The sequence below is a fragment of the Massilia sp. Root335 genome (genome assembly GCF_001425685.1).
Classification (GTDB): Bacteria; Pseudomonadota; Gammaproteobacteria; order Burkholderiales; family Burkholderiaceae_D; genus Telluria; species Telluria luteola.
The window spans coordinates 269,006-284,106 of sequence record NZ_LMCY01000033.1 but is presented as its reverse complement, the minus strand read 5'-3'; the positions used below and the strand labels follow the sequence as shown (position 1 = coordinate 284,106).

The following is a 15,101-nucleotide window of genomic DNA, read 5'->3' as shown; positions in this document are numbered from 1 at the left end:
CGAATCATGTCCACCAAGCTCGTACTCCAGGGCCCCCAGGCCGACCAGGCCGCGCTCGCGCGCGTCGCCCAACTCGCCCGTCCCGCACGCACCACCGAACTCCACGCACACGCGCTGCGCTGCGACGGTTTCGACGTCACGCCGGAACTCAAGGCGGCCGTCGACGCGGCGGCCCACGCCGCCGGCATCGACGCGACGTTCGTCGATGCCGGCCTGACCCTGGCCGATTTCGGCCTGGTTGCGATGGACATGGATTCGACCCTGATCACCATCGAATGCATCGACGAGATCGCGGACATGCAGGGCCTCAAACCCCAGGTATCGGCGATCACGGAAGCGGCGATGCGCGGCGAACTGGATTTCGCCGAGAGCCTCACGCGCCGCGTCGCGCTGCTGGAAGGCTTGCCGACGTCGGCTTTGGCGCGCGTGTACGAGGAACGCCTGCGCATCTCGCCGGGCGGCGAAGCGATGCTGCTGGGCGTGCAGGCCGCGGGCCTCAAGACGCTGCTCGTATCGGGCGGCTTCACGTTCTTCACCGAGCGCCTCAAGACGCGCCTCGGCCTGGACTACACCCACGCGAACGTGCTGGAGGCGGCGGGCGGCGTGTTGACCGGCAGGGTCGTCGGCGGCATCGTGGACGCCGAGGAAAAGAAACGCACCGTGGAGCGCGTGTGCGCCGAACTGGGCATCGATACGAAGCGGGCGATCGTCATGGGCGACGGCGCCAACGACCTCAGGATGATGGGCGTGTCCGGGCTGTCGGTGGCGTTCCGCGCCAAGCCGGTCGTGCGCGCGCAGGCCGGCGTCGCGCTGAATTTCACCGGACTTGACGGGCTGTTGACCATCCTCGGCTGAACTGGGTGTACAATTAACGCGTGGAAACATTTTAGGAAATCATCATGACTATTTCCTCCCTCACGTCGACGACATCCACGCCGACCTACACGACGCCGAGCCCGCCCTCGACCACGCCGCCGACGCCGACAGCGACGACCAGCGTGGCGATGGCCGCGCTGGCCCAGGAAGCGAGCATCGTGGCGACGCTGGGAAGCGCCCCGTCCGGATTCCAGACGTATGACGCCACCGGCCTGCTGAACCAGGTCGCGGCCGCCAGCAACGCGGCCGCCGGCGCGGCGCCGCAACCGCCCGCCGCGGACGGCACGTCGACCAGCCAGGACGCGTCCACGACCACATCCCCGGCGTCCGACACGTCGGTGTCCGCCGCCGTCCCCGGCGACTGGGGCACGATCCTGAAAGCCAATCCCGCGCTGACGAGCGTCGCGGTCGCCGACGCGGTCGCGCAAGGCATCGTCAATACGATCAACGTCTACGCCTGAGCGGCGCCTGACAGCCTCAAGACACGCCGTCGGCCCCGACGGCGTGCCTACCCACGCCCGCGCGCCGCGCGATCCATCCCCTTCCCCTACTAATCTTTCGAGCAAGATTGTTACATTCCGCGTATATGCATATCCGGAATCCTCATGCTCATCCTGCCCTGTTTCGAGGTCGGCACCTCCGCCATGATGTCCAGAATAGCCGCATTCCGTCTATTTCAACAAGCAAGATTGCCTTGTATGCATCAATTTCACAACAGTATAGACAGGTGACGATTGTGAATACGGTTGAGCGGTCGGTACACTGGCCCACGCCCGGCCAGCACCAAACCGGTGCGGCCGCGTTCGCACAACAACAACCATCGAGAGAATCAGGATGACACAACACCGCGCCGTACCCGCCTTCACCCGCACCTTGCTCGCCTCTTCGCTGTTCCTCGCTTTCGCCCCCGCCTGGTCCCAGAACACGCCCGCCGCGCCGGCCCAGAGCGCCGCCGACGCGGGCATGGCTTCCGTCGTCGTGCTCGGTTCACGCTCGACGGCGCGCACCGCGCTGGATTCGGCCGCGCCCGTCGGCCTGATCAGCGGCAAGGACATGGCGATGGCCGGTCCCGTCGAACTTGGCAAGCTGCTGCAGACGCTCGACCCGTCGTTCAACTTCTCGACCACCTTCATCAGCGACGGCACGGACATCATCCGCCCCGCCACCCTGCGCTCGCTGGGCCCGGACCAGCTGCTCGTGCTCGTGAACGGCAAGCGCCGCCACCAGCAGGCGCTCGTCAACGTGCAGCAGACCATCGGCCGCGGCTCGGCCGGCACGGACATCAACGCGATCCCGATGTCGGCCATCCAGCGCATCGAGGTGCTGCGCGACGGCGCGGCGGCGCAGTACGGCTCGGACGCCATCGCCGGCGTGATCAACATCGTGCTGAAGACCCAGACCAACGAGACGCAGCTGTCCGGCACCGTCGGCGGCACGACCGAAGGCGGCGGCGAGCTGCGCCAGGGCAGCGTCAACAAGGGCTGGACGATCGGCGACGGCGGCTACGTCAACCTGACGGCCGAGGCGCGCTACCGCGGCGAAACGAACCGCGCCGGCGTGGACACGCTGCGCGTCGACCCGCCGCGCGTCACCCAGCGCATCGGCGACAGCCTCGCGAAGGACCAGTATTTCTGGTGGAACTCGGCGATTCCGGTCGCCAGCGACGGCGAAGTCTATGTGTTCGGCGGCGTGTCGCACCGCACCGGCGATTCGTCCGGCTTCTTCCGCTCCGCCGGCGACGGGCGCAACGTGCCGGCCATCTATCCGAACGGCTTCCTGCCGAACATCCGCACGACCGTCAAGGACGCGTCGCTGGCCGTCGGCTACCGCCGCGACCTGCCGAACGACTGGAAGGCCGACGTCTCGATCAACCACGGCCGCAGCGAACTCGATTTCCACGAAAAGGAAACCATCAACGTCAGCTACTGGTACGAACCGAAACCGGGCGGCGGCATCTACGCCGAGTCGCCGCTGGAAGCCGACACCGGCAAGCTGAAATTCAAGCAGACCACGCTCAACGCCGACCTGCGCGGCCCGCTCGACGTGATGGGCCGCAAGGTCAACTTCGCCACCGGCTTTGAATGGCGCCGCGACGGCTATGCGATCGACGCCGGCGATCCGGTCTCGTACCAGTACGGCCGCACGAACAACCCGGCCATCGTCATCAAGGACCAGACGGGCGGCGCGGCCGCATCGGGCACGCAGGGCTTCCCCGGCTACACGCCCGCGACGGCCGTCGACGACGCGCGCCACAACATGGCGCTGTACGCCGACGTCGAACACAACATCACGCCGCAACTGCTGATCGGCGCCGCCGCGCGCTGGGAAAAATACTCGGACTTCGGCAGCACGACGACCGGCAAGCTGTCGCTGCGCTACGACCCGACCCGCCAGGTGGGCTTCCGCGGCACGCTGTCGACGGGCTTCCGCGCGCCGAGCGTGCAGCAGAAGTTCTACAGCTCCGTGTCGACGAACCTGAACAGCGCCGGCGTGCTGACCGAGACCCTGACCGCGCGTGAAGGCAGCGCCGTCACCAAGGCCTTCGGCATCCCGAACCTGAAGCAGGAGACGTCGAAGAACGCGAGCGTGGGCATCGTGCTGCGCCCGGTGTCGAACTTCTCGCTGACGGCCGACCTGTGGCGCATCGACATCGACAACCGCATCGTGTTCTCGTCGAACATCGCGCCGGAATCCGGCGCGTGCGCCACGTCTGCCGCGTGCCCGATCAAGGCGATCCTCGATCCGCTGAAAGTCGGCCAGGCGCAGTTCTTCACGAACGCGATCGACACCGAGACGAAGGGCCTGGACATCGTCGCCGACCACACGACGCGCTGGCCGGGTTCGACCCTGGTGCTGTCCGCGCAGCTGGACTTCAACCGCACGTCGGTGACGGGCCGCCATTCCGATTCGCCGGTGCTGACGGGCACGCAGCTGTTCGACGACTCCCAGGTGACGCTGATCGAACGCGGCCAGCCGCGCCAGCACCACGTCCTGGCGGCCGACTACACGCACGACCAATGGAACGGCAACGTGCGCGCCAACTACTACGGCGAAGTGCAGGGCCAGGGCTTCACGGCCCCGTTCATCCAGACGTGGGACGCCAAGTGGATCGTCGACGCCACCGTGCGCTACAACTTCAGCAAGTCGACCAGCCTGACCGTCGGTGCGAACAACATCTTCAACACGTTCCCGACCAAGTGGGACCCGGTCAAGGCCGCGCCATTCCCGCAGCTGGGCTTCACGTACTGCTGGGAGACCTGCCCGTTCGGCATCAACGGCCGCTCGTGGTCGGCCCGCGTGGACGTCGCGCTGTGACGTCGGCCTGAACCTGCGCGGGTCAGTACGGCCCGCGGATGAAATCGCGCACGTGGGCGCGGTACATGCCGGCGAGCTGCTCGTGCAGCGCCGCCGGCAGCGGCGGCGCTGCAGCCGCGTCCACGTTCGCGCGCACCTGGTCCGGGCGGCTCGCGCCCGGGATCACGACCGACACCTCCGGTTGGTCGAGGACCCAGCGCAGCGCCATCTGCGCCATCGTCATCCCGGCCGGGACCAGCGGCGCCAGCTGCTCGACGGCCGTGATGCCCCGCTCCAGTTCCAGTCCCGCGAACGTTTCTCCCACATTGAACATGGCGCCGTCGCGGTTGAAATGCCGGTGATCGTCGGCGCGGAACGTCGTCGCCCGCGTGATCTTCCCGCCCAGCAGGCCGCTTGCGAGCGGCAGGCGCACGATGATGCCGACCTGTTTATCGGCCGCGCGCGGCAACAGCTCTTCGGCCGGCTTCTGGCGGAAGATGTTGAAGATCACCTGCAGCGACGCCAGTCCTTCCTGCTCCAGGCAGATCATGCCCTCGTCGACGGATTCCACGCTGGCGCCCCAGCGTTTGACGAGACCTTCCTGCTGCAGTTCGCGCAGCCAGTCGAACACGTGGCCCTGGCGCAGCACGTCGGTCGGCACGCAGTGCAGCTGCGTGAGGTCCAGTGCGTCCACCTGCAAGCGCTCCAGCGAGCGCTGGGTCGCTTCGCGCAGCGATGCGCGCGTGTAGCCGTCCGGGTAGATGCCGGCGCGTCCCAGCTTGGTGGCCACGACGATGTCCGAGTCCGTCCCGCCGGCGAGGAAGCGGCCGATCGAGCGCTCGCTGGCGCCGTCGCCGTAGACGTCGGCCGTGTCGATGAAGCGCACGCCGGATTCGATGGCCGTATGCAGCGTCTGCTGCGCCACGTCGTCGTTCCAGTCGTTGCCCCAGCCGCCACCCAGCTGCCAGCATCCCAGGCCGATTTCCGGCACCGTCAGGCCATCCGGGCCCAGTTGTCGTCGTTGCATGGTCTTCCCTCGGTCGTCGTTATCGAGCCGCTACTCTACCCCAGCGCGGCAAACGATGCAGCGTCGTCCAGCGGGAGCGCCATCAGGACCTCGTCGTAAAACGCATCCTTGACGCGCAGCGCGCGCGGCTCGCGGCCGTACGCCGTGAACCCCAGCGATTCGTACAGGGCGAGCGCGCGCGGGTTGTCGGCATTCACCGCCAGGTGCGCCTGCAGCACGCCCTGCGCGCGCGCGTGGGCGCACGCGGCGCTCAGCAGCCGGCGTGCGAGGCCGCCGCGCCGGTGCGCGGGATGCACGTACACGCCCCACAGCGTGGCCTTGTGCGCCACCTGCGCCAGCGGCTCGCGGCGCACCCCGGCGATCGCGACGAGGTCCGTCCCCGCGAACGCGCCGAACACGGCATGCAACGCCGTCGGCGCGATGCGCTCGCGCACCTCGGCCGGCGTGCGCCGCGCCTCTTCCTCGCGCGTGGGCCAGATCGCCAGCGGCGCCTCGACCGTCGCGAGCAGCCGCAATTGCCGGAACGCGGCCCAGTCGTCTTCCTGCAGCAGGCGGACGTCGTGGTTCATAACGGCACCGGCGGTTCGGCATCGGCGGGACGGCGCCGCGCGGCCAGGCTGGCGCTCGTCGCCGCGCCGATCGACGAGGCGACGATGAGGGCGATGGCCAGCCATTGGGCGGCGTCGAGATGCTCGCCGAGCAGCACGAGGCCCATCAGCGCGCCGATGGCCGGTTCCGCGCTGAGCAGCGTGCTGAACGTGTTGGCCGGCAGGCGGCGCAGCGCCACCATCTCGAGCGAATAGGGAATTGCGCTGGACAGCACGGCGACCACGACGCCGACCTCCAGCACCGACGGCGCCAGCAGCGCCGCACCCGCGTGCGCGATGCCGACGGGGGCCGCGATCAGCGCACCGATCGCCGTCCCCCAGCTCGACGCGGCCGGGCCGTAGGCGGCGCTGGCGCGCTTGCCGGCGAGGATGTACACGGCCCAGCAGGCGCCGGCCACGAGCGCGAACGCGATGCCGCGCCAGTCGACGGCCGCCCCGCCGCCGCGCAGCGGCAGCAGCAGCGCGAGGCCGGCACAGGCGACGCCGATCCAGACGTAATCCAGGCGCCGGCGCGACGTCGCCACGGCCACGACGAGCGGCCCCGTGAACTCGACGGCGATGGCGATGCCCAGCGGGACGTACGCGAGCGCCGTGTAGAAGCTGAGGTTCATCGCCCCCAGCGTCAGGCCGTATTGCAGCAGCGCGCGCCTGTCGCCCCGCCCCTTGACGCGCCACGGGCGGAACACGACGGCGAGGATCATGGCGGCGAACGTGAGGCGCATCGCCGTTGCGCCGGCCGCGCCGACGACGGGGAACAACTGCTTGGCCAGCGAGGCGCCCGCCGTCAGCGAGACGAGCGACATCAGGAGGGCGGCGTACGGCACCCAGGCCGACGAGCCGGCCGGCCGCGTACCGGAATGCGTTGAAGAAGACATCGAAAAGCGTAAGCGAGACGGAACCCGACACGATATCATCAAACCGGGCGCGGCTGCCGGCAGGTAAGCTCGGGCTGCGCCAGCGCCACCATTGTTCCGCAAAGTGAACAGGTGTAACAGCCTGTAAATCCGCAGGCGCGCGCCATCCGAATCCGTATAGTTAGCAGGTGAGGAGAACCGCCATGAAAAAGCTCGCCATTATTGCTTCGCTCGCTGCAGCCCTCAGCGGCTGCGCCACGTATTACCCCGCGCCCGCCAACTACGGCACGCGCGCCTACGCCCAGCCGGACGCCAACGGCTGGCAGGTCGTGTCCGTGACGCCGGTCGCGCCCGGCACCGGTGCCGCCGCGGCCGCATCCGGCGACGCCGGCCGCGTGACCTACTCACCGGCCCCGGCCACGGTCGTGACCCAGCCGGTGTACGTCGCGCCGCCCGTCTACGCGCCCGCGCCGGTCTATGCGCCCTACGGGCCCGTGTACGCCGACCCGCTGTGGTATCCGCCGATCTCGATCGGCCTCGGCTTCAGCTGGGGCCACTGGAGCGGCGGCCATCGCGGCGGCTGGGGTCACCGCGGCGGCTGGCACGGCCACCGCTGACACCGGCCCGAATGCCGGTCGGACAAAGGCTGCGCCTCGGCGCGGCCTTTTTTTTATGCGCCCTACCCGCCCTGCCTGACGCTTTCCTTACGCATTTGCATGAATGACGCATGTTGCATCGCGTCACATCAATCGTTTGCCGTTGTTTGATTGCCATTCTACAATCGCCCACGATGGGCCCGGTGCCGATCCTCGGCGTCCCGGCGTAAAACGAGAAGATGACTACGGAGACGGCAATGAATTTCAAAGTGAAGGCATTGGTTGCAGGGGTAGCGCTGGGTTTTTCGACGGCGGGCATGGCGGCGGAGCCGATCAAGATCGGCGTGTCCGGTCCGTTCACGGGCGGCTCGGCGCCGATGGGCGTGTCGATGCGCGACGGCGTCCGCCTCGCCGTGAATGAAATCAATGCCAAGGGCGGCGTGCTGGGCCGCAAGATCGAACTGGTCGAACGCGACGACGAAGCGAAGAACGAACGCGGGGTGCAGGTCGCGCAGGAACTCATCAACAAGGAACACGTCGTCGCCACCGTCGGCTACATCAACACGGGCGTCGCCCTCGCCTCGCAGCGCTTCTACCAGCAGGCCAGGATCCCCGTCATGAACAACGTGGCGACCGGCTCCATCGTCACGAAGCAGTTCGCCAGCCAGCCGGAAAACTACATCTTCCGCAATTCGGCCAACGACACGATCCAGTCCGCGATGATCGTCGAGGAAGCCGTCGCGCGCCGCGGCTTCAAGAAGCCGGCGATCCTCGCCGACTCCACCAACTACGGCCAGCTGGGGCGCGAAGACCTCGAAAAGACGCTCGCGAAAAAGGGCGTGAAGCCGGTCGCCGTCGAGAAGTACAACATCGGCGACGTCGACATGACGGCGCAGCTGCTGCGCGCCAAGCAGGCCGGCGCCGACGTCGTGCTCACCTACGGCATCGGCCCCGAACTGGCGCAGATCGCCAACGGCATGCAGAAGCTGGGCTGGAAAGTGCCCATCGTCGGCAGCTGGACGCTCGCGATGGCCAACTTCATCGACAACGCGGGCAAGAACGGCGACGGCACCCGCATGCCGCAGACCTTCATCCAGAACCCGGACACGCCGAAGCGCAAGGCGTTCATCGACGCCTACGTCAAGGCCTACAACCCGCCGGGCGGCCGCATGCCGTCCGCCGTGTCGGCCGCGCAGGGCTACGATTCCGTGTACCTGCTCGCCGCCGCGATCCAGCAGGCCGGCAGCACGGAGGGACCGAAGATCGCCGCCGCGCTGGAGAACCTGAAGTCGCCGGTGGAGGGCGTCGTCACCACCTACAACAAGCCCTACACGCACACCGACCACGAAGCCATCAACTTCGACAATACCAAGTTCGGCGAAGTGAAGGACGGGCACGTGGTGCAGGCCAAGTAAGCTGCCTGTCGTTCCCGCGCAGGCGGGAACCCAAGTTGCGCGCATCTCGACGGCGCAAGCAAAATTGGGTCCCCGCCTGCGCGGGGACGACGGGGTATGTGTTCACGTATTCATTGACGTATTCATTAACGTAGTCGCGTATTCGTTAGCTGCTTATCCGCGTATTGCCGAACCCTCTGGAGGACTCATGGAGATCCTGCTGCAACTCGTCGTGTCCGGCATCGCGCTCGGCATGATCTACGCCGTGATCGCGTTCGGCTACCAACTGACCTTCGCCACGTCCGGCACCCTCAACTTCGGCCAGGGCGAGGCGCTGATGCTCGGCGCCCTCGTCGGCCTGTCGCTCGTCGGCACCGTCCACGGCGGGCCCTATCTCAGCTACTGGCTGATGATTCCCGTCGTCGTCGCGTTCGGCGCGCTGCAAGGCATGTTCGTCGAATGGATCGCCGTGCGGCCCGCGATCCGCATCAAGTCGGAGTTCGGCTGGATCATGTCGACGATCGCCCTCGCGATCATCTTCAAGAACGTGGCCGAGAACATCTGGGGCAAGGACGTGCTGCCGTTCCCGTCGCCGCTGTCGTCGGAACCGTTCACGGTCATGGGCGCGAACGTGCAGCCGATGCAGGTCGCCGTCGTCGGCGGCGCGCTCGCCATCATGCTGGCCGTCGAAATCTTCAACCGCAAATCCATTTACGGCAAGGCGGTCGTCGCCACCGCCAACGACCGCGACGCGGCGGGCCTCATGGGCATCAACACGAAGATGGTGATCACGTTCTCGTACGCGCTGTCGTCCGCCACCGCGGCCTTCGCGGGCGCCCTGATCGCGCCGCTCACGCTCACGAGCGCCACGATGGGCGCGTCGCTGGGCCTCAAGGCGTTCGCCGTCGCGATCATCGGCGGCCTCACGTCGGGCATGGGCGCCATCGTCGGCGGCATCATCCTCGGCATCGCGGAAACCGCCACGGGCTTCTACCTGTCGACCGGCTACAAGGAAGTGCCGGGCCTCGTCCTGCTGCTGCTCGTGCTCGCGGTGAAGCCGTCCGGCCTGTTCGGCAAGGCCGCGATCAAGAAAGTGTGACGATGGCCACGACAATGAACAAACTGATTCCGGTCGCCGCCGTCGCCGGCATCGCGCTGCTGGCCGCCTTCCCGGTGCTGGTCGCGAACTCGTACTACCTGCACCTCGTCGTGACGATCCTGATCTACGCGATCCTGCTGTTCGGGCTCGACATCGTCGTCGGCTACACGGGCCAGGTGTCGCTGGGCCACGCCGGCCTGTTCGGCGTGGGCTCGTACGTGACGGGCGTGCTGGTGATGAAGCTGGCGGCCGCATGGTGGCTGACGATCCCCGCCAGCATCGCCGGCGCCGCCCTGTTCGGCGCGATCCTCGCCCTGCCCGCGCTGCGCGTGACGGGCCCCTATCTCGCGATGGTGACGCTCGCCTTCGGCACCATCGTGCAAATCCTCATCAACGAGATGACCTTCCTCACCGACGGCCCGATGGGCATCATGCTCACGAAACCCAGCGTGGCCGGCCACGAGCTGACCGAGGTCGAGTTCTACTACGCCGTGGCCGCGCTGATGGTCGTGTCGCTGGTGCTGGTGCACCGGCTCCTGAAGTCGCACATCGGCCGCGCGTTCGAGGCGCTGCGCGACAGCCCCATCGCGTCCGACTGCATGGGCGTCTCGGTCTACCGCTACAAAGTCTACGCGTTCGTCATCAGCGCCGGCTTCGCGGGCCTGGCGGGCAGCCTGTACGCCTACTCCGAGCAGTACATCTCGCCGAACACCTACAACTTCGAGCTGACGATCCTGTTCCTGCTCGCGGTGATCATGGGCGGCCGCAAGACGCGCAGCGGCGCGCTGATCGGCGCCGTGATCGTGGTGATGCTGCCGAGCCTCCTGTCCGACATCGACCTGTTCCGCCAGATTGCGGTCGCCGCCGCGATCCTCGCCGTCGTGGCGGCCGGCCTGCTGCTGGCGCGCCGCAAGACGACCTTCGGCCGCGTCGCCGTGCCCGTGGTGGCCACGCTGGCGATGGCCGTCGTGTCGTACAGACTGGAGAGCATGGTCGACTGGCGCCTGACGATCTTCGGCCTCATGACGCTGTTCGTCGTCTACTATCTGCAGGAAGGCATCGTGGGCTTTTTCCGCGGCCTGCTCGGGCGCGGCCCCGCGCATGCGCAGGCGCTCGCGGACGACGGCGCCGATCCGTTCGCAGGCGTCGCGGCGACGGAAGGCGCGAGTGGCGAACTGCTGCGCGTGCAGCAGGTGCTGATGCAGTTCGGCGGCCTGAAGGCGCTGAACCAGGTCGACCTGACCGTGGCGCGCGGCACCGTGCACGGCCTGATCGGACCGAACGGCTCGGGCAAGAGCACGATGATGAACGTCCTCACCGGCATCTACCGGCCGACGGCCGGCCAGGTCTTCTTTGCCGGCACCGGCATCACGGGCCGCACGCCGGCGCAGATCGCGCTGGGCGGCATCGCCCGCACCTTCCAGAACGTGCAGTTGTTCGGCGAGATGACGGCGACCGAAAACATCCTCGTCGGCCTGCACCACAGCTTCCGCTCGAACGTGTTCGACGCCATGCTGCACACGCCGCGCCGCAAGCGCGAGGAGCTGGCGGCGCGCGCGCGGGCCGCCGCGATCCTGCGCTTCGTCGGCCTCGCCGACCTGGCCGACGAGGAAGCCCGCAACCTCCCCTACGGCAAGCAGCGCCTGCTCGAGATCGGCCGCGCGCTGGCGCTCGATCCGCGCCTGCTGCTGCTGGACGAACCGGCCGCGGGCCTCACGGCGCCCGACATCCGCGAGCTGATGGCCATCATCCGCAAGATCCGCGACCACGGCATCACGATCGTCCTCATCGAGCACCACATGGATGTCGTGATGTCGATCTCGGACACCGTCACCGTGCTCGATTTCGGCCAGAAGATCGCCGAGGGCACGCCGGCGCGCGTGCAGTCCGACCCGCGCGTGATCGAAGCCTACCTGGGCGGCGCGGGCGAGCCGGCGGCGTCCACCACCGCCGCCGTCTGAGGAGACCACATGCTCACCATCGACAACCTGCACGCGGCCTATGGCAAGGTCGAAGTGCTGCACGGGATCTCGCTGGAGGTCCCGAAGGGCCAGCTGGTCACCCTGATCGGCTCCAACGGCGCCGGCAAGACGACGACCATGCGCGCCATCTCCGGCATGCTCAAGCCGCGCGACGGGACGGTGCGCCTCGCCGGCCGCGACATCACCGGCATGGACTCGCACCGCATCGCCCGCGCCGGCCTCGCCCATTCGCCCGAAGGCCGGCGCGTGTTCGCGACGATGACGGTCACGGACAACCTGCTGCTGGGCGCCTTCCCCCGTTTTACCCGCGCCCGGCCCAGGGGCGACATCCAGCGCGACCTGGAGCGCGCGCTGGAACTGTTCCCGCGGCTGAAGGAGCGCCGCACGCAGCTCGCGGGCACCCTGTCCGGCGGCGAGCAGCAGATGCTGGCGATGGCGCGCGCCGTCATGCTGAATCCCGACGTCGTGCTGCTGGACGAACCGTCGATGGGCCTCGCGCCGATCCTCGTCGACGAAGTCTTCCGCATCATCGCGCGGCTGAAGGCGGAAGGCGTCACGATGCTGCTCGTCGAGCAGTTCGCCCAGGCCGCGCTGAACGTGGCGGACTACGGCTATGTGCTGGAGAACGGCAGCATCGCCGTGCACGGGCCGGCCGCGAGCCTCAGGAACGATCCGAAGGTCGTCGCGGCCTACCTGGGCGGCACGCACTGACGGATCGCGTCCGCCAGCACGTCGAGCTCTGCGGGGCTGCTGTACAGGTGCGGCGTGACGCGCACGATCTCGGTGCCGCCGAACTTGCGCACGACGGTGAAGATGCGGTGTTCATCCATCAGGCGCCGTACGACCTCCGCCGCCGGCACGCCGTCGATGCCGAACGCGCCCAGCGCGCAGTGCAGGCGCGGATCGCGCGGCGTGTACAGGGTGACGCCCGGCACGCCGGCCGCCCTGTCCATCCAGCGCCGCGCCAGCCAGCGCAGGCGCGCTTCCTTGTTGCGGGTGCCGATGGCGGCGTGGAACGCGAGCGCGTCCTCGACGGCCATGATGGGCGCGGGCGGCACGGTGCCCACGTGGCCCAGCTTGTCGATGTCGCCGCGCGCGGACGACACGTCGCCGTACAGCGGCGCGATGTCGGCGATGCGGTCGCGCGCGATGTACAGCAGGCCCGTGCCGAGCGGCGCGCCGACCCATTTGTGCAGGTTGTACGCGGCGAACGGCGCGCCGACCTGCGGAATCGTGAAGTCGATCTGCGCGAGCGCATGGGCGCCGTCGACGATGGCGTCGATGCCGCGCCCGCGCGCCAGCGCGGCCAGCCGCGCCACCGGCATGATGCGTCCCGTGCGGTGCACGATATGGGTGAGCAGCAGCACGCGCGTGCGCGGCGTGATCGCCTCCGCGTACAGCGCCAGGACGGCGTCCTCGTCTTCCAGGTCGTGCGGAACGTCGACCTGCATGACGGCCAGGCCACGGCGCCCGGCCAGCATGCGGACGATGTCATGGCTGCTGTCGTAGTCGTGGCGCGCCATCAGGATCGCGTCGCCGGGCGCGAACGGATAGCCCTGCAGCAGGATGTTCAGCGACTCGACGGCGCTGCGCGTGATCAGCAGTTCATCGGGCGCCGCGCCGGTGAAATCGGCCAGCAGCGATTTCACGCGCGCGAGCCGCGCGGGCCAGCGCGTGCGCAGGAAGAACGCGTTCTCGAGGTCGACCTCGTCCTGGTAGCGCCTGAGCGCCGCGCGCACGGGGTTCGCCGGCATGCCGAAGTAGCCGTTTTCGAGGTTGATGAAGTCAGGGGAGCGCGTGTACTGGGCGCGGATGGCGGACCAGTAGGATTCGTCGTCGGGAAGGATGTCGGGCAAGGCGGGCTCTCGGTGTCTGTTCGGGCACTCGTGCCCGCTCGTCACGCCAACATATCACATGCGTCACGCGTTGGCACGGAGTGCCGACGCGAACGCCAACATGCCACTTGCCGCACGCGTGGGCACGGGGTGCCCACCCTACTTCTCGCGGCTGTAGGGTGGGCACAATGTGCCCACGCGTCACGCCGACATACCACTTGCGTTGTACGTGGGCACGGGGTGCCCACCCTACCGCAGGCGCGATCCCAGCGCCAGCGCGGCCGCGAGGTTGCGCGCGGCGCGGCGCAGGTTGTCCTCGGCCGCGGCCAGCGCCTCCGCCACGGAGCACGGCCGCGCGACGGCCGCCACCACCACCTCGATCCCGTGCGCGTGCACGGCATCCGCATCGTTTGCCAGGCTGCCGCCGATGGCGACCACCGGTTTGCCGTGGCGCCGCGCGACCCGCGCCACGCCCATCGGCGTCTTGCCGTTCACGGTCTGGCCGTCGATGCGGCCTTCGCCCGTCACGACGAGGTCGGCGTCGCGCACGGCCGCATCCAGGCCGACGGCCTCCGTGACGATCTCGATGCCGGGCCGCAGCTGCCCGTTCAGGAACACGACCATCGCCGCCGCGATGCCGCCGCCGGCCCCCGCGCCGGGCATCTGCGCGATGTCCTGGCCGAGGTCGCGCTTGACGATGTCCGCGAAGTGCGCGAGCGCGGCGTCGAGCTGCCGCACCATCTCGGGCGACGCGCCCTTCTGCGGCCCGAACACGGCGGACGCGCCGCGCGGGCCGACGAGCGGGTTGTCGACGTCGCACGCGATCCGGAATTCCGCCTCGCGCACGCGCGGATCGAGCCCTGACGCGTCGATGCGGGCCAGCCGTGCCAGCGCCGCGCCGCCCGGGCCGATATCGTGGCCGGCGGCGTCGAGCAGGCGCACGCCGAGCGCCTGCAACATACCGGCGCCGCCGTCGTTCGTCGCGCTGCCGCCCACGCCCAGCACGAAGCGGCGCGCGCCGGCGTCCAGCGCGGCGAGGATGAGTTCCCCCGTGCCGCGGCTCGTGGCCGTGCGTGGATCGCGCAGGTCGGGCGGCACGCCTTCGAGGCCGCTGGCGGCCGCCATCTCGATCACGGCGAGGCCGCCGCCGGCCTCGCCGTAGAACGCGTCGACCGTCTGGCCCAGCGGCCCGGTCACGCGGGCGTCCACGCGCCGGCCGCCGGTCGCGTCGATCATCGCCTGCACGGTGCCCTCACCGCCGTCGGCCACGGGCACCTTCACATAGGTCGCATCGGGCCAGACCTCGCGCATGCCGGCCTCGATGGCGGCGGCCACCTGCAGCGCCGTCAGGCTTTCCTTGAACGAATCGGGGGCGATGACGATCTTCATGGGTTTTCCTTGGTGTCGATGGCCGCAAGGATATACGAGGCCAGGGAAAACCGGCAAAGTATTGCTTCAGCAACAAAAATTCCCCGATGATCCGGTGATCCTCCTGCTGCGCCCGTTCCCGCGCCGGGTGCCCGCGCAACGAGCGAA

The 15,101-nt window shown here is 68.7% G+C and carries 13 protein-coding genes; 8 read left to right on the top strand and 5 right to left on the bottom strand.

From position 1 onward, the window contains the following. Nucleotides 1-6 precede the first annotated feature (6 nt). The 3 genes from serB (at nt 7) to ASC93_RS19210 (ending at nt 4,191) form a co-directional block, all read left to right on the top strand. The gene (serB, locus tag ASC93_RS19220; RefSeq protein WP_056445907.1) at nt 7-855 is read left to right on the top strand and encodes a phosphoserine phosphatase SerB; all 849 of its coding nucleotides are present in this window, start codon (nt 7-9) and stop codon (nt 853-855) included. A 44-nt stretch (nt 856-899) separates the two neighbouring features. Beyond that, on the top strand, nt 900-1,337 hold the full coding sequence (locus ASC93_RS19215; RefSeq protein WP_157202010.1) for a hypothetical protein: 438 nt from the start codon (nt 900-902) through the stop codon (nt 1,335-1,337). 373 nt (nt 1,338-1,710) lie between these two features. Then, a complete protein-coding gene (locus ASC93_RS19210) occupies nt 1,711-4,191 on the top strand; it encodes a TonB-dependent siderophore receptor (RefSeq protein WP_056445898.1) in 2,481 nt (826 codons plus the stop codon). Between the two features lie 22 nt (nt 4,192-4,213). Here ASC93_RS19210 and ASC93_RS19205 read toward each other — a convergent pair whose 3' ends face one another. The 3 genes from ASC93_RS19205 to ASC93_RS19195 are packed head-to-tail and all read right to left on the bottom strand — an operon-like array spanning nt 4,214 to nt 6,680. Continuing rightward, nucleotides 4,214-5,197 carry an aldo/keto reductase gene (locus tag ASC93_RS19205; protein ID WP_056445896.1) on the bottom strand — a complete coding sequence of 328 codons (984 nt, stop codon included), beginning with the start codon at nt 5,195-5,197 and terminating at the stop codon, nt 4,214-4,216. Between the two features lie 35 nt (nt 5,198-5,232). Continuing rightward, a complete protein-coding gene (locus ASC93_RS19200) occupies nt 5,233-5,766 on the bottom strand; it encodes a GNAT family N-acetyltransferase (RefSeq protein WP_056445893.1) in 534 nt (177 codons plus the stop codon). After that, entirely contained in the window at nt 5,763-6,680 is a 918-nt protein-coding gene (locus ASC93_RS19195; protein ID WP_056445890.1) for an EamA family transporter, read from the bottom strand. Before ASC93_RS19195 ends, ASC93_RS19200 begins: the two co-directional genes overlap by 4 nt. A gap of 182 nt (nt 6,681-6,862) precedes the next feature. On the opposite strand from ASC93_RS19195, the gene ASC93_RS19190 reads away from it, so the two are divergent. The 5 genes from ASC93_RS19190 to ASC93_RS19170 all read left to right on the top strand — a co-directional run bounded on the left by ASC93_RS19190 (nt 6,863) and on the right by ASC93_RS19170 (nt 12,441). Beyond that, the gene (locus ASC93_RS19190) at nt 6,863-7,276 is read left to right on the top strand and encodes a hypothetical protein (RefSeq protein ID WP_056445887.1); all 414 of its coding nucleotides are present in this window, start codon (nt 6,863-6,865) and stop codon (nt 7,274-7,276) included. Between the two features lie 236 nt (nt 7,277-7,512). Continuing rightward, a complete protein-coding gene (locus ASC93_RS19185; protein WP_056445884.1) occupies nt 7,513-8,670 on the top strand; it encodes an ABC transporter substrate-binding protein in 1,158 nt (385 codons plus the stop codon). A 187-nt stretch (nt 8,671-8,857) separates the two neighbouring features. Beyond that, entirely contained in the window at nt 8,858-9,748 is an 891-nt protein-coding gene (locus ASC93_RS19180) for a branched-chain amino acid ABC transporter permease (protein ID WP_056445881.1), read from the top strand. Between the two features lie 14 nt (nt 9,749-9,762). After that, a complete protein-coding gene (locus ASC93_RS19175; protein WP_056446074.1) occupies nt 9,763-11,709 on the top strand; it encodes an ATP-binding cassette domain-containing protein in 1,947 nt (648 codons plus the stop codon). Between the two features lie 9 nt (nt 11,710-11,718). Continuing rightward, nucleotides 11,719-12,441 (top strand): ABC transporter ATP-binding protein, encoded by a 723-nt coding sequence (locus tag ASC93_RS19170; protein WP_056445878.1) that lies wholly within the window; start codon nt 11,719-11,721, stop codon nt 12,439-12,441. Here the strand turns inward: ASC93_RS19170 and ASC93_RS19165 are convergent. Together ASC93_RS19165 and ASC93_RS19160 are read right to left on the bottom strand one after the other, a co-directional pair. Next, the gene (locus tag ASC93_RS19165) at nt 12,420-13,586 is read right to left on the bottom strand and encodes an aminotransferase class V-fold PLP-dependent enzyme (protein WP_056445875.1); all 1,167 of its coding nucleotides are present in this window, start codon (nt 13,584-13,586) and stop codon (nt 12,420-12,422) included. The two genes, ASC93_RS19170 and ASC93_RS19165, sit on opposite strands and share 22 nt — an antisense overlap. Before the next feature lie 228 nt (nt 13,587-13,814). Next, nucleotides 13,815-14,954 (bottom strand): glycerate kinase, encoded by a 1,140-nt coding sequence (locus ASC93_RS19160; RefSeq protein ID WP_056445872.1) that lies wholly within the window; start codon nt 14,952-14,954, stop codon nt 13,815-13,817. Nucleotides 14,955-15,101 lie beyond the last annotated feature (147 nt).